At 65.1% G+C, this 14,928-nt stretch carries 11 protein-coding genes; all 11 read left to right on the top strand.

All coding sequences use genetic code 11. From position 1 onward, the window contains the following. The 11 genes from OHA64_RS35535 to OHA64_RS35585 all read left to right on the top strand — a co-directional run bounded on the left by OHA64_RS35535 (window position 1) and on the right by OHA64_RS35585 (window position 14,893). Window positions 1–597, top strand: coding sequence for a phage tail protein (locus OHA64_RS35535; RefSeq protein WP_405620232.1), 597 nt, complete (start codon window positions 1–3; stop codon window positions 595–597). Between the two features lie 106 nt (window positions 598–703). Beyond that, window positions 704–1,027, top strand: coding sequence for a hypothetical protein (locus tag OHA64_RS35540; RefSeq protein WP_405620234.1), 324 nt, complete (start codon window positions 704–706; stop codon window positions 1,025–1,027). Window positions 1,028–1,062: 35 nt separating this feature from the next. Further along, the gene (locus tag OHA64_RS35545; protein ID WP_405620235.1) at window positions 1,063–1,440 is read left to right on the top strand and encodes a hypothetical protein; all 378 of its coding nucleotides are present in this window, start codon (window positions 1,063–1,065) and stop codon (window positions 1,438–1,440) included. Further along, window positions 1,440–6,605, top strand: a complete 5,166-nt coding sequence (locus OHA64_RS35550; RefSeq protein WP_405620237.1) for a peptidoglycan DD-metalloendopeptidase family protein — start codon at window positions 1,440–1,442, stop codon at window positions 6,603–6,605. Before OHA64_RS35545 ends, OHA64_RS35550 begins: the two co-directional genes overlap by 1 nt. A gap of 167 nt (window positions 6,606–6,772) precedes the next feature. Next, window positions 6,773–8,968 carry a hypothetical protein gene (locus tag OHA64_RS35555; RefSeq protein ID WP_405620239.1) on the top strand — a complete coding sequence of 732 codons (2,196 nt, stop codon included), beginning with the start codon at window positions 6,773–6,775 and terminating at the stop codon, window positions 8,966–8,968. A gap of 3 nt (window positions 8,969–8,971) precedes the next feature. Further along, window positions 8,972–10,081 (top strand): DUF5047 domain-containing protein, encoded by a 1,110-nt coding sequence (locus OHA64_RS35560; RefSeq protein WP_405620241.1) that lies wholly within the window; start codon window positions 8,972–8,974, stop codon window positions 10,079–10,081. A gap of 331 nt (window positions 10,082–10,412) precedes the next feature. After that, entirely contained in the window at window positions 10,413–11,000 is a 588-nt protein-coding gene (locus OHA64_RS35565; protein ID WP_405620243.1) for a hypothetical protein, read from the top strand. A 70-nt stretch (window positions 11,001–11,070) separates the two neighbouring features. Further along, window positions 11,071–11,976 carry a peptidoglycan-binding protein LysM gene (locus OHA64_RS35570; protein WP_405620245.1) on the top strand — a complete coding sequence of 302 codons (906 nt, stop codon included), beginning with the start codon at window positions 11,071–11,073 and terminating at the stop codon, window positions 11,974–11,976. Beyond that, on the top strand, window positions 11,973–12,254 hold the full coding sequence (locus OHA64_RS35575; protein WP_405620247.1) for a hypothetical protein: 282 nt from the start codon (window positions 11,973–11,975) through the stop codon (window positions 12,252–12,254). The genes OHA64_RS35570 and OHA64_RS35575 overlap by 4 nt, the downstream gene beginning before the upstream one ends. Beyond that, the gene (locus OHA64_RS35580) at window positions 12,254–14,233 is read left to right on the top strand and encodes a polysaccharide deacetylase family protein (RefSeq protein ID WP_405620249.1); all 1,980 of its coding nucleotides are present in this window, start codon (window positions 12,254–12,256) and stop codon (window positions 14,231–14,233) included. Before OHA64_RS35575 ends, OHA64_RS35580 begins: the two co-directional genes overlap by 1 nt. A 12-nt stretch (window positions 14,234–14,245) precedes the next feature. Next, window positions 14,246–14,893 (top strand): hypothetical protein, encoded by a 648-nt coding sequence (locus tag OHA64_RS35585; RefSeq protein ID WP_405620251.1) that lies wholly within the window; start codon window positions 14,246–14,248, stop codon window positions 14,891–14,893. Window positions 14,894–14,928 lie beyond the last annotated feature (35 nt).

Below are 14,928 nucleotides of genomic sequence, written 5' to 3' on the forward strand. Positions count from 1 at the left end.
ATGGCGGACACCCGCAATGCCGATCTGACTTTCGGCGCAACCGACTACCTCGTCTACATGGCGGCCGTGAACACCACGTCGCCGACCGACTTTGCCGACCCTGCGACCCCGTGGCAGATGCTCGGGTGGGTCACCACGGAAGGCGGGCTCTTCAAGGTCGAGGAAGAGTCGAAGGACATCGACGCCGCTGGCTCCCTGGAGCCGATCCGGACACTGATGACCAAGAGCACGAAGAGCCTTCAGGTCACTTTCCTGGAGGGCCTCAACCCCCTCGTCCGGTCGCTCTACGACAACGTCCCGATCCTCTCCCTGAAGCCCGACACGACGTCGGGCGTCGCGTCGTACGCGTTCCCCGACAAGCCCAACGACCTCCGATACGCCTTCTGCTTCGACACGATGGACGGCGACAAGCGGATGCGGCTCTTCATGCCGAACGGCAAGGTGGTCGAGCGCGGAGACGAGCAGCCTCAGACCGAGGACGTCATGCCCGTTCAGCTCACCTTCCGCTTCTACAAGGGAACCGGTGCGGCGGCTGTGACGCGCTCGATCGACTACGGCGCGGTCGACGTGAGCGGCTTCTTCCCTGCCGGCGGCTGACGCCAATGACTAGCGGGGCCCGTATCTGCGCGGGTCCGGGCCCCGCTCCAGCTCCACCACGACCCGCGCAAAACGTTTCACGCACCGACATAGGAGACCCGCGCGCATGACTGAGACCACGACCCCAGCTGAGTCGCAGGAGATCGAGGCCACCGAGGAGTTCCGCACGGCGACGCTGGACGGCGTCGACCTGCGAGTCAAGACGATCAATCAGTGGCGCCCCTCGTACCTGCGAGCGCTCCGGCAGAGCGACTTCGACACGTGGGCCGCTGGTGTGCTGCACGAGGACGATGTTGCGACGTTCATCGACCTGGACCCGACCTTCGACGAGATCAACACTTTCGTCGGCCGCGCGACCGAAGCCGCCGGGGAGGCGCCGGGAAAGTCCAGTGGACGTGCCAAGTCCTCGCGGACCACGCGGAGGCGCTAGAGGCGGACATCCCGCGGTACTACCCGGGCGCGCGAGTGCTCGACGTGTACCGCGGGACGCTGTCCCTCCGCACGCTCCGAATCTGGATCGAGCATCTACCGCCGGAGAGCGCGACGAAGACGGCCCTCCGGAATGCCGTGACGCCGGAGGAGCTGGAGCGCGCGACCGGTGAGGGTCGCCCTGACCAGGCTCCATGGAGCGGCACAGAAACGCTCCTCGCCCAAGTCAAAGACGAGGTACGGCTCCTGCGCTTCACGCTGCTGGCCGTCAACGGGAACAAGGCGCCCGAATTCACACCAACGCCACGTCCCGGAATTCCCCCGAAGTCCGCCATTACGAAGCGGTCGGGGATGTCAGACGAGCAGCGCCGCGCGCTTGACCCGCGGCTGAGAGACCAGCCGAAGGAGGCGTGATGGCCAACGACCTGGACATTGTCGGTGTGGTCGGGGTCGATGTCGTCCCCGTCGCACCGAACTTCCACACGCACCTGAAGGCCATGGTTCTCCCAGCGGCCGTCAAGGTCGGTGAGGAAGCCGGCGAGAAGATGGGCGACGCGATATCACGCAAGATCGTGATATCGATCCCGTCCGCCATCACGCAGGGCGGCAAGGCGGGTGTCAGGGCCGCAGGCCGGCAGGGTGACAACGCGGGTGGGGCGTTCGCTAGCTCCATCCGGCGGAAGCTCGAAGCTGCCTTCAAGGCCATGCCGAAGCTCGACGTCAAGCTCAGCGACACAGGCGTTGACGCCGAACTAGCACGCATCCGCGCGAAGCTGGAGGCGCTCTCCGGCAAGCGGATCGGAATTGACGTCAGCGCGGCGGACGCGGAAGCGGAGATTGTCCGCCTGGAGGCAAAGCTCCGTGAGCTGGGGGCGCAGCACCCGAACGTGGCCGTCCGCGCCGACACTGCGACGGCACGTGCGGCACTGGCGGCGATCCGGGCGGAGATTGCGGCCGTAGGCGGTCGACAGACTGTCGCCATCGAGGTCGACGGCGCTTTCGGCGCGAAGCTGCGTGCGGTGGTGGCGGAGGCTCAGGCGTCCATCCCGGACATAAACGTAGACGCGGACACCGCACCCGCACGCGCTGAGATTCAAGCGCTCCGGGGGCGTCTCGCGGCTCTCGCAGACGCGCGCGTCGGGATCGACATCGACGCAGGCGACGCGCTCGCGGAGATCGAGGCCATACAGACGCGCCTGGAGATCCTGTCGATCCAGCGCCACGACATCGACGTCCGGGTTGACGCGGCTCGCGCTTCGGCGCAGCTTGCCGCACTGCGTGCGGAGGCCGACGGAGTAAAGCTCTTCCGCATCAAGGCTCTGGCCGACACGTCGCAGGCGTCGTCCGCGCTGATGGGTCTGGGAGTTCAGATGGCCGTTCTGACGGCGATCCCTCTTGGTCCCGTCCTGGCCGCTGGCATTGGCGCCGTCACGTCCGCTGCTGTAGCCGCCGGCGCGGGTGTCGGAGCCGTGGCACTCGCCGCTATTCCGGCGATCAAGGGCGTCACGAGTGTCATTCAGGCGAAGACGGCCGCGGACAAGGAAGCCGCGAGCGCGACGGACAACAGCGCAGCCGCCAACGTCCGTGCGGCACAGAGTGCCCTTCAGATGCAGAGCGCTCAGCAGGCTCTGTCGTCCGCCCACCGGAACGCCGCGCGCTCCATCGCGCAGGCCAACCGCCAGGTGGAGGACGCCAACCGCGCCGTCGGTGACGCCGAACGTGCCGTGGCCGTTGCTGCGCAGCGTGCCGCAGAGCAGCGACGCCAGGCAGCCGAGTCCATCGAGCGCGCGGAGCGTTCCCTCTCCGACGCCAAGCGCCAGGCGCAGCAGGCTGAAGAGGATCTGACGCGAGCCCGCGTCGACGCTGCTCAGCAGCTCGCAGCCCTGAACGATCAGTTGGAGCGCGGCAAGCTCGACGAGCGTGACGCGACCCTCCGCGTTCAGGAGGCACAGGAGCAGCTAAACCAGACGCAAGCTGAGTACGACGCCGGCAAGGCGACGGATCTCCAGCTCCAGCGCGCGCAGCTCGCCTATGACCAGTCCGTTCAGGCTGCCAAGCAGCAGAAGAAGGATTACGCGCAGCTCCAGCAGGACGCGAAGGCAGCACAGACCGCGGGCGTCAACGGCAACGAGGACGTCAGGCGCGCGACGGAGCAGGTAGCTGACGCTCAGCGCAACGTTCAGGATCAGACGAAGGCCCTGGCCGACGCCCACCGTGACGCCGCGAAGGCGGAGACTGAGTCAGCCCGCGCGGCCGTCGATGCGGCTCAGAACGTGTCCGACGCTCAGCGTGCTCTCGCGGACGCCGTATCCAGTGCCGCAGACACTCAGGTTCAGGCTGCGGACTCCATCGCGTCTGCTGAGCGTGGCGTCGAGTCGGCGCGACTGTCGTCCCTCGACACCACGGCAAAGGCCGTGACGAAGGCGGACGAGTACCGCAAGGCACTTGCGAAGCTGACGCCCGAACAGCGCGACCTCTACGACGCCCTGGTTGGCCCGAAGGGGCTGACGAAGGCGTTCAAGGCGTGGTCCGCGGAGCTTCAGCCCGACGTTCTCCCACTCTTCACGCGGGGAGTCAACGGGGCGAAGAACACGCTCCCGGGACTGTCGCCGCTCGTCGTGACGGCCGCGGACGCCATTGGGCAACTGATGGACCGTGCGTCGGCAGACCTGAAGCGGCCGTTCTGGCAGGGCTTCAAAAAGGACATCCGCGAGAGCGCTGAGCCCGCCATTGTCGGTCTGGGCGTCGCCTTCGGAAACGTCCTCAAGGGCATGGCCGGCATTGTCGACGCTTTCTTGCCGCACATGGACGGCATTTCCGAGACGATGCAGCGCATAACCGGTCGGTTCGCCAACTGGGGCGCTAACCTGAAGGGCTCTCCGGAGTTCGAGCACTTCCTCAAGTACGTCAAGGACACTTCCCCTGGCCTGGCGGAATTCTTGGGCAAGCTGCTGGGCACGACGCTAGACCTGGCGCAGGCTCTCGCACCGCTTAGCGCCCTCATGTTCAGCGTTATGGGGCCGATCCTCGACGGACTCTCATGGATCGCGAAGAACGCCCCATGGGCTATTCAGATCCTGTGGGGACTGTACTCCGTCCATAAGGCCATCCAACTCGGCATGGCAGCTTTCGCGGTCGCCATGGGTGTATATCAAGTGGCAGTAGCCGGCGCCACGCTGGCCACCTCCGGGTGGGCCGCAGCTATCCAGGCAACCGGGATTGTTCCCGTAATCGAAGCAATCGTCATTGCGGTTGCTGCGCTAGCCTTGGGGATTTACTGGGCGTACAACAATGTCGGGTGGTTCCGCACTGCCGTCGACGCTGCCTGGTCCGGAATCAAGGCGGCAACTACGGTCCTTTGGGGCGGTGTCCTGAAGCCTGCGTTCAGCGGAATTCGAACCGGATTGACGGCCATCGGTACGGCGGCTGTATGGCTATGGAAAACCATCCTTGCCCCAGCCTTCGAAGGCATCTGGCTTGCAGCCCGGATCTTGTTCGCGGTGCTGGTCACAGCCGTGATCACGCCGATAATCCTAGCGTTCAGGCTCTTCGGAGCTATCGCCATGTGGCTGTGGACGGACGGCATAAAGCCATCATTCGAGGGAATTGCACTCCTCGCGACGTGGCTATGGGCAAACGCGCTTCAGCCGGTATTCGGCTGGATCTGGCAGGGCCTGAAATGGGTTGGCGACAAGTTCGTCTGGCTGTACAACAACGCCGTTTCTCCCTCCGCCGGCTGGATAGCCGATAAGGCGAAATGGCTGTGGGACAAGGCGCTAGGCCCGGCGTTCCGGTTCATCTGGGACGGACTGAAGTGGGTAGGCGACAAATTCCGCTGGCTCTACGACCACGGAGTTAAGCCTCCTGTCGACTGGATCGCGGATAAGGCTGGCTGGCTCTACGACAAGGGCCTCAAGCCTGCGTTCGACAAGATAAAGACTGCGGTCGGCCTAGTCGCTGACGCCTTCGAGACGGCGAAGAAGGCAATCGGAATTGCTTGGGATAAGGTCTCCGGTATCGCCAAAAAGCCTGTGAACTTCATTATCGAATGGGTTTACACAAAGGGCATCAAAGCCGTCTGGGATAAGGTGGCAAAGTTCGTCAACCTCGACCCGTTGCCTGCCGCTCCTAAGCTTCTGGAGGCGGGCGGAACAGTCGGAAACGGCTGGGGTCCGGCAGTTCCGATGAAGACGAGCAAGCCGACGGCAATCGTCGGTGAGGGAAACCCTCGATATCCCGAGTACGTCATTCCGACGGATCCCAAGTACAGGAGTCGAGCCCTCTCGCTGCACCGTGCGGCGGGGACGCAGCTCCTCGAATCCGGGGGCATTCTCGGCGGCTTCGAAGCTGCATGGGACTGGACGAAGGACACCGTCTCTGACGTCGTCGGCAAGGGAATCGACTGGGCGAAAACCGGTGCGGATCTCCTCGTCAACCCGTCGAAGATCTGGAACACGCTGACGAAGCCGATCCTGTCGAAGGTCGCGGACGGCGTCGGAACTTCGCCCATGGCGAAGGCCCTGACGAAGTACCCGACCAACATGGTCGGCGGTCTGAAGGACAAGATCGTAGACGCGGTCACGTCCATGTTCTCCGCCGGAGGCGGTGGAGGAGGCGGGCAGTGGATCAAGCCCGTCAACGTTCCGTACGGCACGAAGTTCGGCGTAGCCGGACCCATGTGGTCCTCAGGGCATCACACTGGCCTCGACTTCCCGGCGGCCGTCGGCACTGCGGTGAAGGCCGTTGCTGCGGGTCGCGTCTCGATGGCGACGTCAGGCGGACCGTACGGCAACCACATCATGATCGACCATGGCGGAGGACTCCAGTCCCTCTACGCGCACCTCTCGAAGATCCGCACGACGGTACCGAAGGCGCAGAACGCCGGCGACCGCATCGGCGACGTGGGCGCGACGGGCAACACCACGGGCCCCCACCTCCACCTGGAGGCGCGACTCAATGGCAAGGCCGTTGACCCCATGAAGTACCTGACGGGAGGCGGAGGCGGCTTCAACGCCAACGCCGTCGGAGCGGCACAGCAGTACGCGAAGAGCATCCTCTCCAACTACGGATGGGGACCATCCCAGTTCGGCCCGCTTAAGAAGTTGTGGCAGGGCGAGAGCGGATGGCGCTGGAACGCGGATAACCCCACGTCAGACGCGTACGGCATTCCGCAGGCTCTCCCGGGGTCGAAGATGGCGTCTGCCGGAGCGGACTGGCGGACGAACTACAAGACACAGATCCGTTGGGGTCTCGGCTACATCAAGGGACGTCCCGACTACGGATCTCCGTCCGCGGCCTATTCCAAGTGGATGGCACGTTCTCCGCACTGGTACGACGACGGCGGTTACCTCCAGCCGGGGCTGAACCTCGTCGCCAACGGTACGGGCAAGCCAGAGCCCGTGTTCACGTCCGGCCAGTGGTCCGACATCCGCACCTCGAAGGGCTCCGGCTCGACGCAGGTGCAGGCGGACGTACGCGTCTACGTCGGTGACCGAGAGATAACGGACATCGTCCGAACGGAGATCAACACGTACGACTCCGAAACCGCTACTGACCTCGACAACGGAAGGTGGGGCTAACTAATGCCTGACGAGCCAACTGAGGGCGAAGTAGTCCCGCCAATTGTGGACTACACGCCCGAAGTCGTCGTTCCGGAGCCCGAGCCGGAGCCGACGACGCCCCCGTCTGACGACGGTAGCCCGATCATCTCCGGCCCAACGTACCCCGCTCCGGGGGAGGGTGAGTAGTGGCGATCACGGGCAACCTCCTGCCCGCCAACGCGGAGTCGGCCGAAACGGACGGCTCCGCGTGGTCGGCACTGGTCAACTCGACGAACCCCCTGAGGGGGACGGGCGGAACTCTCGGCTCGTATTGCTTGTCGTTCAAGTCGGTCGCTTCGGGTGATGTCCAGATCGGACTAGCCGCGCGAGTGACTGTCACACCTGGCGCGGAACACTGGGCGTGCGCGTCCGTGTTCCCGCCCGGTGCGGGCGCACAGTCCCGGATCGAGATCCGTTGGTACACATCGGGCGGGTCGCTCATCAGCACCTCACAGGGTCCGCTGACGACGCCCCCGTCCGTCACCTGGCATCAAGTCGGGGTCGTCGCGACGGCTCCGGCAACTGCTGCGACGGCGAACGTCGTGGTCCGTCCGACGGCTACGGCGGCAAACCAATCGTGGTTCGCCGACAGGGTCTTCCTAGGCGCCACGGTGCGTTCAACGGGCAACATCCTCCCATGGAACACGGAGACCATCGAAGCCGACCGCTCCGGCTGGGGCGCGTCGACAAACTGCACGCTCGACGTCTCCACGTCGTCGTACAACTGGTATCAGTCGATGCTACTGACGTCGTCCGCGTCGGGTGACTGCCTTGCACGAAGCCTGATATCGGAAGCGCCGGCGGTGACGCCGGGGGTTGAGTACGTAGCGCAGGCTCAGGTGTCCCCGGGCGTCAGTGGGCTGGCGTTTGCCATGCAAATTCGATGGCGGGACGCGTCCGGGGCGGAGATAGCTATCTCGTCCGCGCCGTATGCGCCGACCACCGGGCAGTGGACGCGCTGTTCAGTCGTCGCGACGGCTCCCGCTGGAGCTGTGACGGCTCGTGTCGGGCTCGCTCCCACGGCGACGGCCACCGGACAGCAGTGGGTGTACGACCGCATAGTCATGGCTCCGACGAGCGCTCTCATGACTGCGGGCAACCTCCTGCCGTACAACACGAGCGACATCGAGCAGGACGCGTCCGGGTGGACGGTGACCGGCGGAACGAAGGCGCAGACGACGGAGCAAGTGCTAGGCGGAGGCTACTCGCTGAAGCTCGTTGCTGACGGTGGCGACTTGGTGGCCACGACCACGGCCCCCGTCGGAGGCGTGCAGGAAGGCTTGGGCTACCAGTTCGCTCCCTGCGTCTACAAGCCGTCCACCCGCGTCTACCAGACCCGCATTGAGTGGCTGAACGCTGACGGCGTCGCAGTCCGCACCCGGTGGCAGTCATGGTCCGGGGCCGCGGGTGGCTGGGCTGTAGCAAGCATGGGGGACCTGGCGCCCGAGGGCGCAGTCTCCGTGCGACTCAGCCTGATCATCCCCGACGCAACAGCCGGCGAGATCTGGTATCTCGACCGCGCGGAGTGGCGCATTGGCGGGCTCACCGTCAAGGCCGAAGCCGCGGGAGGTGGAGGCGCCGCAATCACCGTGCGCGGGCTGACGACTGGAGGGCCCACTTACACGTGGTCGCTCGTGCGGATCGTCACGGGACGAGGCACAGAGCCTGTCCGCGGATGGTCTGGCGACCTGCTCGCTCAGTCTGTGGTCGGAGACATTGCCGTAGCCGCAGACTACGAGGCGCCGCTAGGCGTACCCGTGCAGTGGCGAGCCATCCTTACGGACGCCGGCGGGGTTGTCCGGCTGTCGTACACGTCCGATCCGGTCACCCTCGATGCGGAGATCACGGACGTATGGCTGAAGGATCCGGGACTCCCACAGCGGAGCTGCAAGGTCACCGTGGCCACCCCTCTACCGACGTGGGCAACTCCCGCGCGGCAGAGTGTGAGCCGTGTGCAGGGCCGGAGGCTCCCCGTCGTCATCAGCGACGTGCGTGGAGGCAAGTCCGGAGACCTGACGGTCGTCACAGAAACTACCGCGGACCGGGAGGCCCTCGATTGGGTGCTCTCGTCCGGTAGTTCGCTTCTCCTCCAGTGGCCTCCCGGGTGGGGCGAAGAGGACATGTACGTCTCCATTGGCGACGTACAGGCGGCTCCCGTCGTCGACTACTCCGAATTCCATGACCGCACATGGGTGCTTCCGCTGACGGAGGTTGACCGCCCAATCGGTGGCGTCACCGGCAGCGCTGACCGCACTTGGCAGACCGTCAAGGACGACGGCTCGACGTGGTCTGAAGTCCTGTCCGGAGCCACGACATGGCTCGACGTCTACTCGGGAGCGTGAGGCGTGTACCCCGTCAGCTCGACGTTCCTGAAGACCCTCGCGACGTCACACACGATGCTCGCGAAGGTCGACGTCTACTACAACGGGACCCTCAAGGTCGCCAACCTCCCGTTCGACAGTGGCTCAGTCACCGTCGACCGGGGGAGCAAGACGCGTCGGACGATCTCCCTGACGGTCTCCGACCCGAAGTTCATGCCGTGGCTGGAGACGGACCCTTTGGCTCCCTACGGTCAACAGTTGGTCGTATCGCGCGGGATCCGCTACTCCAATGGTGCGGAGGAGTGGGTCCCGCTCGGGACGTTCCGTCTCAATGAGCCAAGCGGAGACCTCCACTTCGGCCCGGTGAACGTCACGGGCGCCTCCTCGGAATGCTCCGTCATCGACGACAAGTTCACATCTCCGACGACCACCCGGGGATACGGAGGATGCGTCGACGCCATGGAGGCGCTGATCCGTCAGACGCTACCGTCGGCGACGATCGTCAATCTCACGGCCGGAGCCCGCAATCCGTCATGCGCCGTTGCGACATGGGACGCCGGCGCAGACCGTTGGGACGCCGTTCAGCAGATAGCCCGCGCCATGAGTGCCGAGATCTACGTTGACGCCCAGAACCGGTTTGTAATCGTCGATCTCCCTGACGTCATAAACGGCGCCGTTGCGTGGGACATCGCAGAGGGAGAGGGAGGAACGCTCATCTCCTCCACGCGCTCCATGCCAAGAACGGGCGTTTACAACTGCGTTGTGGCGTCAGGCGAGAACGCGTCATCAGGTTCGGCTCCGGTTAGCGGGACTGCGAAGGACTTGGATCCTTCTAGCCCGACGAGATGGGGCGGACCATTCGGCAAGGTTACGAAGTTCATTTCGTCGGCGCTATGGATTAGCTCTGGTGACTGCACTTCGGCAGCCGAGTACGCATTGTTCGACGCCATAGCACCGAACGTGCAGACCTCTCTTGAGTCTCTCCCGAACCCCGCGTTGGAGGGCAACGACATCGTCCGCCTTGTCCACGTGGGCCGGAAGGAGCGCTATCTCGTGCAGTCACTGACCATCCCGCTCACGGCTGATGGCGCCTTCGCAATTGCCCTCCGCGGAGGGAAGGAGGAGACGGAGTGAGGCTCTCCAAGCGGCTCATAGACGCAGTTCAGCGGCTTGCGATCCAGACCGTCGAGCAGCGCGGAGCGTCATGGGGCCTGGCCTCAGTAACGGCCGTCAACGGAGACGGAACGGTCAATATATCGACGGCTCGCGGCCCCGTCGACAGCGTCCGCCGGCTGAAGGCGTATTCGGCTCCAGCGGTCAATGACGTCGTCAAAGTATCCCGCAACGCGGACGGCAATTGGATTGTCGACGGAGCGCTTGCGTAAGTCGGAATTCATGATGCGCAGGAGGCGCCTTAACCATGCCCAGAAGTGACGCGTACAGCCAGGGAGTTCAGTATCCGGTAATGGGAGACGCACCGGATATGGAGGTCGCGACTCAGACCATCGTAAACGGTGTCGTTCCCAAGCTCGTCATGCGTTTCGCTGACGCCAACGCACGCGCTGCGGCGTTGACCGGGACAACGAAGCCCGTTCCCGGAATGCTGACGTACCTGATTGCCGAAGACCGGTGGGAAGGACGTCAGGCTGACGGTACGTGGCTGCTGCTGAGTGACGGACCGTGGCAGCCGTTGACGTTCAAAACGGGCTACAACGCACTGGCCGGATCGCCGGGTTGGCGAAAGAAGGCCGGTGGAGGAATCGAACTCCGCGGGCGCGTCAAGCGCACTTCCGGCGGCAACCTCGACGACGGCCCCGACGCGATCCAGTTCGCGTCCATTCCGTCATCCGTCGCCCCCGCCACGCTCCGGTTCTTCATCGTCCCGACGAACCGCCAAACGATTAGCGGTGTGACCCGCTGGACCGGGCGCCTCGAAATCGCGTCAGACGGAAACCTCGGGATCATGATCGAGTCCAGCGGTGGCCAGGGGACGACGGGTAGCCCGGCGTGGTTCGGCCTCGACGGCGTGATGTTCAGCCCCGCCGGCGACTAATCCCGCGCACCACAAGACATTCACGCCTCGCAGCAGCGGGGCGATTTTTCATGCCCTGGAGGGATCACGCATGGGTGAGATCTGGATCAAGGAAGCGGAGAGACTGGGAGACGGCAGTGTCGGGGGAGCGATGGACACGCCGTCGTCCCCGGGCCGCGTCGTCTGGCACACCACGGAAAGCGGCACGGGCAACGCGTCCTTCAACGCCGTCGGGAAGTACCTGATTGACATCGGCGCGGAGCCGCACATCCTGTACGACCCGAGCACTGACCGGCTCGCGCAGTACGGCCCGCTCAACCAGAGTGCCCGCGCGCTGAAGAACGACGGGCTGACGAGGACGAACCGAACGGGACGCGTCTGCATTCAGATCGAGGTCCTCGGGCGTGCCGGCTCTCCCTTCACGAAGACGTGGAAGCCGGGCAAGAACTTCAAGGCCCTCATGCGCGCCATCCGCTCGTGGGGCGTGCCGGACACCTTCCCCATGGGGGCTCCGGCAGCGTCGTCGGCTGTAACGAAGCGCAACCGCACCACGTGGGCGAACAAGGGCGGTCACTACGGGCACTGCAACGTGCCAGGTAACGACCACTGGGACCCGGGCGCCATCTCGACGAGCGCGCTCTTCGCCGCAGCCCCGAAGACGTCGACGCCCGCCCCGTCCACGCCGGCGAAGCCTTCGACGCCCGTGAAGCCGTCCGTCTCCGTCGCGCACCTGAACGCCGCTCGCGCGAAGGACATCCCAGCCCCGACCGGCCACACGACCTACAAGACTGAGGTCGACATCGTGGAGGAGGCGCTCGTCGCTGAGGGTCTCCTGGAGAAGCGATACGCCGACGGCTCTTGGGGGACGAAGACCGACGAGGCGTACAACGCGTTCCGCCGGAAGGTTGGCTACACCGGGGACGCTGCGAGGGGCTCCGTCGGTCTGGAGTCCCTGAAGAAGCTCGCTGCGCGCCGTGGCTTCACGGCGAAGGCGTGAGTCCCGAACTCCAGGTCGCACTGATCGCAGCCGCGTCAGTCATTGGCGCGGCTGTGGTCGCCGCTATCCCCGCACTGCTCACGCTCCAGCGCCGCACCACAGGCGCCGTAGCGGCGGAGGGGACGGCCACGCGAGAGGCCCTGGACACCATCGCGCGAGCACTCAACACCCGAATCGACGACGTCCGTGACGACGTCGCCCGCGTCAGGGAGTGGCAGGCAGGCCACGACGCGGAGCACGTGCTGATCGGCAGACAGACACCGCGAGGGGATACGTAATGCCTGAGGTGCCCAGCAGTATCGCGAGTGTCCTGCTCTCCGGGCAGTACATCCGCCCTGACGGAACGCCGCTCACTGGAACGCTCACCTTCGAGCCGCCCTCTCACCTGGCGTTCGCAACCGCGGACATCATCAGCGCCGGATCCGCCACGGTGGAATTGGACGCGTCCGGCTCGTTCATGGTCACGCTGATCGCGACTGACGACCCCGGGACACAGCCGACCGACTGGACGTACACCGTCACAGAGCGGCTCCGCCACGCTCCGGGGCGGACGTATCACATCAGCCTTCCGTCGACGTCGCCCACTGCCAACCTGGCAGACATCGCGCCCACCGATCCGGCTATGGGCGACTACGTCCTCGTTGCTGGCCCCGCGGGCAAGGACGGAGCGGCGATCCTGACGGGCACGGGCGCCCCGTCCAACGGTGCGGGCGTCAACGGTGACTTCTACATCGACACCACTCCCGGCGCCGTGAAGCTCTACGGGCCGAAGGCTTCGGGCACCTGGCCAGGCTCGGGCGTCACGCTGAGCGGCACGAGTCTGATCACTGCCGTCAACGGGAAGACGGGGAACGTCTCCCTGAACGCCGCAGACGTCGGCGCCGTTCCCTCGACGGGCGGAACGGTCACTGGGGACCTCGACGTCACGGGACGTCTGTCGGCCGCAGGATTCGCACTTCCCGCCATCCCTCAGGCAGCGTCTCGCCCTGCGTGGCGCACTGCATCGTGGTCCCAGATCTTCCAGACCAGCCACGGGTGGACGGCGACCGGATCCGGCGTCGCATCGTCCAACATGAACGACACGACGACCTATTGCCGCGGGACGCAGTCGGCACAGGTCATCACGACGGGCACCGGGGCCGTAGCGAACGTGCGGAAGTTGGCGAGTGCGCTCCCCGACATGACAGGCAAGGCCCTCCGGCTCGTCTTCCGCGTGAGCGACGTGACGCACCTGAATCAGATCAACGTGCAGGTGGGGTCGGCGTCCCTGGCGAATTACTTCCAATGGCGCCTGCACACCCACGCGACGACGGCTGAGAACCAAGTCCTGAGCGGCGAGTGGACCGTCATGACTTTGTCATGGGCCGACGTCCGGTCCGCGGCAGGCACCTACAGCATCAACGCCAACGGCGTACCGTCGACGACCAGCGGGTTTACGGATCTCCTGATTCAGGTGGTGGACGACAACACGGCGGCCCCTGTGACGGTCAACCTCCAGGCTGTAGAGATCATCAGCGACAGCTCAGAGACTTTCCCGGGCGGGGTGGTGAGCATCACGTTCGATGACTCCTACGCCAGTCAGCACACCTACGCGCGGCCGAAGATGGACACGTTGGGGTACCGAGGAACGCTCTACACCATCTGTGACGTGATCGGCGCGACGCCGTCAACGTACCTGTCGCTGCCGCAGCTTCAGTCGGTACAGAACATGTCCGGGTGGGAGGTCGCTGGACACGCCTACTCCGTCGCGACCCACAACGCGAAGTACAACACTTTGAGCGCGTCGGTGGTGGAGGACGACATCCGCCGAACGCGGCTGTGGATGATCGCGAACGGCTTCACGTCGGACAGTTTCGCTTACCCGGGCGGATGGTTTTCCCGGACGACGGACAACGTTTCGATCGAGGCCCTGACGTGTCGCTACTTCTCCTCAGGACGAGGCATCTCGTCGGCCGACACCCTGGAGAGCTTCCCTCCGCCGGCCCCGTTCCGCATGCGCTCCATCACGGGCATCGGATCCCTGGCCGGAGGTGCGGCTCGCGGCTTGCCAGCGAACCTGACCGGCACGGGCGGGTCGCTTGACCGGTGCCAGGCGGAGAGCAACTGGACCATCTTGACGTTCCACGAGATCGTCACGGGCACTGCCACCACCACCAACCAGTGCAGTCAGGCTGACTTCAACTCAATCATGGACGCCATCGCAGCGCGAGGCATTCCCGTTCTCCCGGTGGGCTCCGTCCTCCGGCGCTACAGCTAGGGAGGACGAGGGATGACCCTTCAGGACATCGACTTCAAGTACGTCGGTGGCGTGTTGACCACTGGTCGCAACATCCGGACGACCGGCAACCTGACTGTAGACGGCACGGTGACCATTGGCGGAGCGACGAGCACGTCAAGCCCCGCGGTACCAGTCCCGGGCGACCACGGCCTAGCTGCGTGGTCCTACGACCCAACCGTTGCCGTGAGCACGCTGACCCCGACGCTCGGTACCGTCTACCTGTCCGCCGTCTACCTGAGACAGCCCACCACGATCAGTAAGTGCTGGTTCCTGCTCGGCACGGCAGCGGGCACCCCGACGTCAGGGCAGAACTGGGCTGGGCTGGTCAACTCGTCCGGGACCGTGCTTTCTACGGCGAGCCTGGACACTGTCGTCACAGGCAGCAACACGCCCAAATCCGGGACGCTCAGCACCCCTCAGAGCGTGGCAGCGGGGACGTACTGGGTAGCGCTGCTCTTCAATGGAACAACGGCGCCAGTCGTCTACAAGACGGCAATGCCTTTCACTGGCTTCGCCAACGTCAACCAGACGGCAGCCACCTACCGTTACGCGACGGCAGGCACCGCACAGACCACGCTGAGCAACATCACTCCGTCCAGCAACGGAGCGGGACAATCAGTGTGGGTAGGCGTCTCCTGACGGCGCGGAAGAGAAGTAGCCACCCCCGCGTCACA

This window comes from Streptomyces sp. NBC_00076 (assembly GCF_045041235.1).
In the GTDB taxonomy this organism is placed as follows: Bacteria; Actinomycetota; Actinomycetes; order Streptomycetales; family Streptomycetaceae; genus Streptomyces.

What these genes read in the sequence shown, in the direction of transcription:
- OHA64_RS35580 (WP_405620249.1), top strand. Translation starts at nt 12,254, where the DNA reads ATGCCTGAGGTGCCCAGCAGTATCGCGAGTGTCCTGCTCTCCGGGCAG.
- OHA64_RS35565 (WP_405620243.1), top strand. Translation starts at nt 10,413, where the DNA reads ATGGGAGACGCACCGGATATGGAGGTCGCGACTCAGACCATCGTAAAC.
- OHA64_RS35570 (WP_405620245.1), top strand. Translation starts at nt 11,071, where the DNA reads ATGGGTGAGATCTGGATCAAGGAAGCGGAGAGACTGGGAGACGGCAGT.
- OHA64_RS35550 (WP_405620237.1), top strand. Translation starts at nt 1,440, where the DNA reads ATGGCCAACGACCTGGACATTGTCGGTGTGGTCGGGGTCGATGTCGTC.
- OHA64_RS35585 (WP_405620251.1), top strand. Translation starts at nt 14,246, where the DNA reads ATGACCCTTCAGGACATCGACTTCAAGTACGTCGGTGGCGTGTTGACC.
- OHA64_RS35540 (WP_405620234.1), top strand. Translation starts at nt 704, where the DNA reads ATGACTGAGACCACGACCCCAGCTGAGTCGCAGGAGATCGAGGCCACC.
- OHA64_RS35535 (WP_405620232.1), top strand. Translation starts at nt 1, where the DNA reads ATGGCGGACACCCGCAATGCCGATCTGACTTTCGGCGCAACCGACTAC.